Source organism: Stenotrophomonas sp. P5_B8 (genome assembly GCF_054049855.1).
This window is the reverse complement of record NZ_JBFULO010000247.1, coordinates 1-5,511: the sequence shown is the minus strand read 5'-3', so window position 1 is coordinate 5,511 and position 5,511 is coordinate 1. Positions and strand designations below refer to the sequence as shown.

Genomic DNA, 5,511 nt, shown 5'->3' with positions numbered 1-5,511 from the left:
ACCCTGTCCTGCACGGACCGCCTGGTTGCCGGCCAGCGGCCGGCACTACCCTGTCCTGCATGCACCGCCTGGTTGCCGGCCAGCGGCCGGCACTACCCTGTCCTGCATGCACCGCCTGGTTGCCGGCCAGCGGCCGGCACTACCCTGTCCTGCATGCACCGTCTGGTTGCCGGCCAGCGGCCGGCACTACCGTGCGTCAGCGCAGCAGCGCCACCGCCGCGCAGACGACCACGATCACCAGCGACGGCCACTGCATCGGCACGAAGAAGAAATGATGGGGGGCACGCTCACCCGGCGCACGTGGGCCGCGATTGAGCACCAGACCCAGCAGCACATTGATCGCCGCACCAATCCCGAATCCGACCAGCAGCTGCGTCAGTGAGGTATTGCCCTTGGCAACGGCAGGGTCGGGCCACAGCCACATCAGCAGCAGCAACGTGGCGATGGGGGTGAGCAGGGTCAGGAAACCTGCGCCTCGGTAAATCAGCATGGGATGTCCGGCAAAAAAACGAGTGCACATTCTGCCTCAATCGGCGTGCCGACCAACGGTCGGCACCTACCCCTGACGTCCACGCCTCACCATGTCGTGATCGACACATCGTTATCCATCTGTAGACGGCGCCACGGTCTTCGGTGACCCGTAGGGATACAAAAGACCCTCACGCGATCCACGCCGGATGACCGGCCCGTCGCGCTCAACGGGGGAGAAACACCATGAAGCACCGTGTTTTCGCTACCACGTCACTGTCGCTGCTGCTGGAAGCCGGACTGCTCCTGTCAGGCGACGCGCACGCCGGTGGACTTGTCGTCTGCGACAATTGCGTCAATCCACGCCAGATTGCCGCAAGCTCAGGCACCGGAACCACGCTCGTGGTCGATCTGGCCCAAGTAAAGCTCCATGGCTTCGAGGTCGAGTACGACCGTGAGCTAAAGCGCTACAGGGCCATCACTACGGCAGTTCCGTCGCCGGTATCCAGCGCCTTCCAGCGCATCATGGGGCTTGCCAATCAGGATGCATCTGCCAGTTCGTTGGGCGCGCCGCAGGCAGCAGGCAACGGGGCGGTGATCCCGGTCCACCCTGACGACCCGGGCGCGGCCAATGGCATTGTCTTTCCGGAGGAGTTCAAGGACTACAGCGCCTACGATGTCGTCCAGTCCGCCACGGGCCGCGCAAGGCTTGAGAGCCGCATCGGCGCCGCGTTCTCTGGCGCCACGACAGGCAGCACCGCATGGAATTCGATCTCCACCACGTTGTCATCGGTTGGCTTGAGCTTCGTCAGCCGCCTCTTTGGCGTCGATTCTGTGACCTACAAGATCACATGGCGCGACGGATCGCAGACCCACCTCGTGATTGAGCCGAACTCAGTGGATCAAGCACGTTACGTGAAAGGAAAGAGCCGGGACGCCCAGGGCAATCCGATTCCTGACGCATCCGCTACCGGGCCGGAGGCCGGCGATATTTTTGCCGGGGACCATTACTTCCCCGATCCCCTCACGATGCGTGAGTGGATGCAGGCCGCCAAACTGTACGGCATGCAGTTGGACGATTCCGGGATCGAGACGTTGCGGCTGCGCTGCACGTGGAACGGCGAAACGATCGCCTGCTCAAGCTGGTAGCGTGCGCCCACGGTAATCGGGCGGCGCCATTGCGGCGCCGCCCATGGCCTGCTCAGCGCAGCCCGGTCTCGTTGCGCGCAATCACCAGCCGCTGGATCTCCGAGGTGCCCTCATAGATCTCGGTGATCTTGGCATCACGGAAGTAACGCTCCAGCGGCATTTCCTTGGAGTACCCCATGCCGCCGTGGATCTGCACGGCCTGGTGGGTGATCCACATCGCCGCTTCGGAGGCGGTCAGCTTGGCGATGGCCGCTTCGTTGCTGAAACGCTTGCCCTGGCCCTTCACCCATGCCGCGCGCAGGGTCAGCAACAAGGCCGCGTCCAGCTTGCACTTCATGTCGGCGATCTTGGCCTGGGTCATCTGGAACGTGCCGATGGCCGCCCCGAAGGCCTTGCGGTCCTTCACGTACTCGATCGTGGCTTCATAGGCGGCGCGGGCGATGCCGATGGCCTGCGAGGCGATGCCGATGCGACCGGCGTCGAGGACGCCCATGGCGATCTTGAAGCCCTCGCCCTCCTTGCCCAGCACGTCGTCGGCGCTGGCCACGTAATCCTGGAACTCGATTTCGCAGGTGGCCGAGGCCCGGATGCCCAGCTTCGGCTCGGTCTTGCCGCGGTGGAAGCCGGCCTTGTCGGTGTCGATCATGAACGCGCTGATGCCGCTCGCGCCCTGGTCCGGGTCGGTCATGGCAAACAGCACGATGTACTTGGCGACCGGGCCGGAGGTGATCCAGCTCTTCTTGCCGTTGATCACGAAGCTGCCGTCGGCCTGCTTGACCGCGCGGCAACGCATCGCCGTGGCGTCCGAACCGGACTGCGGCTCGGTCAGCGCGAACGCACCGATGGCCTCGCCCTCGGCGATGGCGCGCACGTAGGTCTGCTTCTGCGCTTCGCTGCCGTGGGTGAGGATGCCGTTGCAGAACAGCGAGTTGTTGACCGACATGATGGTCGAATGCGCCGCGTCGCCGGCGGCGACCTCCACCATCGCCAGCACGTAGGCGATCGGGTCCATGCCCGCGCCGCCGTATTCGGCCGGCACTTCAATGCCCATCAGCCCGTTCTCTCCCAGCAGGCGGATGTTCTCCAGCGGAAACTCGCCGGTCCGGTCATGGTGCTCGGCGCTGGGCGCGATCTTTTCCTGGGCGATGCGGCGCGCAACGTCCTGCAGCATCAACTGCTCTTCGGTAAAACTGAAATCCACAACACCCTCCCGGGAACATGGTGATTTTGGCCGCGCAGCGCGCGTCCAGGTGCGGCGATTGTACCGGGGGCCGGTCAATGCCAGCTGACTTGACCCGGCACCGGCCCGGGGCGAAAATATCTCTATATCGCGATAGGTAGATATTCAATGGATCTCGAGGACTGGTCGGTCCGGCTGAAAGTGTTCGCCGACGCCACCCGCGTACGCCTGCTCACGCTGCTGGAGCAGGAAGAATTGACCGTGGCCGAGCTGTCGGCCATCACCACGCTGGCGCAGCCACGCGTGTCCACCCACCTGGCCCGGCTCAAGGAAGCCGGCCTGGTGCGCGACCGGCGTGCCGGCGTGTCGGCGTATTACCGCTTCGACGACGCCGCGCTGGACCCGGCGCAGCGTGCATTGTGGCATGCACTGAGCACCGGCAGCGACGATCCGCTGCTGCGCCAGGATGCTGAACGCGTCGCCGCCGTACTGGCCAGCCGCGCCGCCGACCAGAACTGGGCCGACAGCGTGGCCGGCGACATGGAGCGCCACTACTCCCCCGGCCGCACCTGGGAAGCGCTGGCACGCACCGCGCTGCCGCTGCTGGAAACCGGGGATGTGCTGGATATCGCCTCCGGCGACGGCGTGCTGGCCGAACTGGTGGCCCCGCACGCCAAGCGCTATGTCTGCATCGATACCAGCGCGCGCGTGGTCGCCGCCGCGAGCGAGCGCCTGCGCCGGCTGGCCAACGTGGAAGTGCGCGAAGGCGACATGCATGCGCTGCCGTTCAAGGACCGCAGCTTCGACCTGGTGGTGCTGATGCACGCCCTGACCTACGCCGCCAAGCCGGCCCAGGCCGTGGCCGAAGGCGCGCGTGTGCTGCGCTCGGGCGGTCGCCTGCTGCTGTGCAGCCTGGCCCGCCACGAACACAAGGCGGCAGTGGATGCCTACGGTCACGTCAACCTGGGCTTCTCGGACAAGGAACTGCGCAAGTTCGCCGAGAAAGCCGGGTTGGTCGTGTCCAGCCTGGAAACGGTGACCCGCGAAAAACGCCCGCCGCATTTCGAAGTCATTTCGCTGATCGCCAGCAAGCCCTGAGGTCCACCCATGTCGTCGCTGCCCTGGCTCCATCCCGACCGCGTGCACGCCCTGCAGGACGCGCTCGCCCGGCGCATCCTGATCATCGATGGCGCGATGGGCACGATGATCCAGCGCCATGGGCTGCAGGAAGCGGACTATCGCGGTGAACGCTTCGCCGAAGGCTACGACAGCGCGCACGCGCATGGCCCCGGCTGCGACCACGGCACGCCGGAAGGCCACGACCTGAAAGGCAACAACGACCTGCTGCTGCTGAGCAAGCCGGAGGTGATCGCGCAGATCCACACCRCCTACCTGGAGGCCRGCGCGGACCTGGTGGAGACCAACACCTTCAACGCCACCTCGGTCAGCCAGGCCGATTACCACCTGGAACACCTGGTCTATGAACTCAACAAGGCCGGCGCCGCCGTCGCGCGCGCCTGCTGCGATGCCGTGGCGGCCACCACGCCGGGCAAGCCGCGCTTCGTGATCGGTGTGCTCGGGCCCACCAGCCGCACCGCGTCGATCAGCCCGGACGTCAACGACCCGGGGTTCCGCAACACCAGCTTCGACGCACTGCGCCAGACCTACCGCGAAGCGATCGATGGCCTGATCGACGGCGGCGCGGATACCCTGATGGTGGAAACCATCTTCGACACCCTCAACGCCAAGGCCGCGCTGTTCGCCATCGAAGAAGCCTTCGACGACCGTGGCGCACGCCTGCCGATCATGATCTCCGGCACCATCACCGACGCCTCCGGGCGCACCCTGTCGGGCCAGACCGCCGAGGCGTTCTATGCCTCGGTCGCACACAGCCGGCCGCTGTCGGTGGGCCTGAACTGCGCGCTGGGCGCCAACGACATGCGCCCGCACGTGGAAACCCTGTCGATCGTGGCCGACTGCCTGGTCAGCGCGCATCCCAACGCCGGCCTGCCCAACGCGTTTGGCGAGTACGACGAAACCCCCGAGGAAATGGCCGGCACCCTGCGCGAGTTCGCCAGCGCTGGCCTGCTCAACCTCGTTGGCGGCTGTTGCGGCACCACCCCGGCGCACATCCGCGCGATCGCCGAGGCCGTGGCCGACCTGCCGCCACGTGCCCTGCCCGGCCCGGCGCTGGAGGATGCCGCGTGAGCGTACCCGCCGATAACAGTCCGTCGGTGACGCCGCCCCGCTACACCCGCCTGTCCGGCCTTGAGCCGCTGKTGATCACCCCGGACCTGCTGTTCGTCAACATCGGCGAGCGCACCAACGTCACCGGCAGCGCGCAGTTCCGCAAGCTGGTCAAGGAAGAGCGCTACGAAGAGGCGGTGGACGTGGCCCGCCAGCAGGTCGCCAATGGGGCGCAGATCCTCGACGTGAACATGGACGAGGGCCTGATCGACTCGGAAAAGGCGATGACGCGCTACCTCAACCTGATCATGTCCGAGCCGGACATCGCGCGCATCCCGGTGATGGTCGACTCCTCCAAGTGGAGCGTGATCGAGGCCGGACTGAAGTGCCTGCAGGGCAAGAGCGTGGTCAATTCAATCTCGCTCAAGGAAGGCGAGGCGCAGTTCATCGAGCACGCCCGCAAGGTGCTGCGCTATGGCGCGGCCGCGGTGGTGATGGCCTTCGACGAGGATGGCCAGGCCGACACC

Annotated in this window: 6 protein-coding genes; 4 read left to right on the top strand and 2 right to left on the bottom strand. The window is 66.1% G+C overall.

All coding sequences use genetic code 11. From position 1 onward, the window contains the following. Window positions 1-196: 196 nt before the first annotated feature. Window positions 197-490 carry a hypothetical protein gene (locus ACXJKH_RS13475; RefSeq protein ID WP_457319979.1) on the bottom strand — a complete coding sequence of 98 codons (294 nt, stop codon included), beginning with the start codon at window positions 488-490 and terminating at the stop codon, window positions 197-199. Between the two features lie 224 nt (window positions 491-714). Here ACXJKH_RS13475 and ACXJKH_RS13470 point away from each other — a divergent pair, with 224 nt between their 5' ends. After that, window positions 715-1,617 carry a hypothetical protein gene (locus ACXJKH_RS13470; protein WP_457319977.1) on the top strand — a complete coding sequence of 301 codons (903 nt, stop codon included), beginning with the start codon at window positions 715-717 and terminating at the stop codon, window positions 1,615-1,617. Window positions 1,618-1,669: 52 nt separating this feature from the next. On the opposite strand, the gene ACXJKH_RS13465 is transcribed toward ACXJKH_RS13470, so the two are convergent. Continuing rightward, complete coding sequence (locus ACXJKH_RS13465) at window positions 1,670-2,818, bottom strand: acyl-CoA dehydrogenase family protein (RefSeq protein WP_457319975.1); 1,149 nt, start codon at window positions 2,816-2,818, stop codon at window positions 1,670-1,672. A 147-nt stretch (window positions 2,819-2,965) separates the two neighbouring features. Between ACXJKH_RS13465 and ACXJKH_RS13460 the strand changes: the two genes are divergently transcribed. The 3 genes from ACXJKH_RS13460 to ACXJKH_RS13450 all read left to right on the top strand — a co-directional run. After that, the gene (locus ACXJKH_RS13460; RefSeq protein ID WP_256774561.1) at window positions 2,966-3,895 is read left to right on the top strand and encodes an ArsR/SmtB family transcription factor; all 930 of its coding nucleotides are present in this window, start codon (window positions 2,966-2,968) and stop codon (window positions 3,893-3,895) included. A 9-nt stretch (window positions 3,896-3,904) separates the two neighbouring features. Further along, window positions 3,905-5,005 (top strand): homocysteine S-methyltransferase family protein, encoded by a 1,101-nt coding sequence (locus ACXJKH_RS13455; protein ID WP_457319972.1) that lies wholly within the window; start codon window positions 3,905-3,907, stop codon window positions 5,003-5,005. Window positions 5,006-5,031: 26 nt separating this feature from the next. Further along, the coding region (locus tag ACXJKH_RS13450; protein WP_457319981.1) for a dihydropteroate synthase at window positions 5,032-5,511 on the top strand (480 nt) is incomplete at its 3' end.

Excerpts from the sequence above, each read along its gene's own strand:
- ACXJKH_RS13475 (WP_457319979.1), bottom strand. The coding sequence starts at position 490 with ATGCTGATTTACCGAGGCGCAGGTTTCCTGACCCTGCTCACCCCCATC.
- ACXJKH_RS13460 (WP_256774561.1), top strand. The coding sequence starts at position 2,966 with ATGGATCTCGAGGACTGGTCGGTCCGGCTGAAAGTGTTCGCCGACGCC.
- ACXJKH_RS13470 (WP_457319977.1), top strand. The coding sequence starts at position 715 with ATGAAGCACCGTGTTTTCGCTACCACGTCACTGTCGCTGCTGCTGGAA.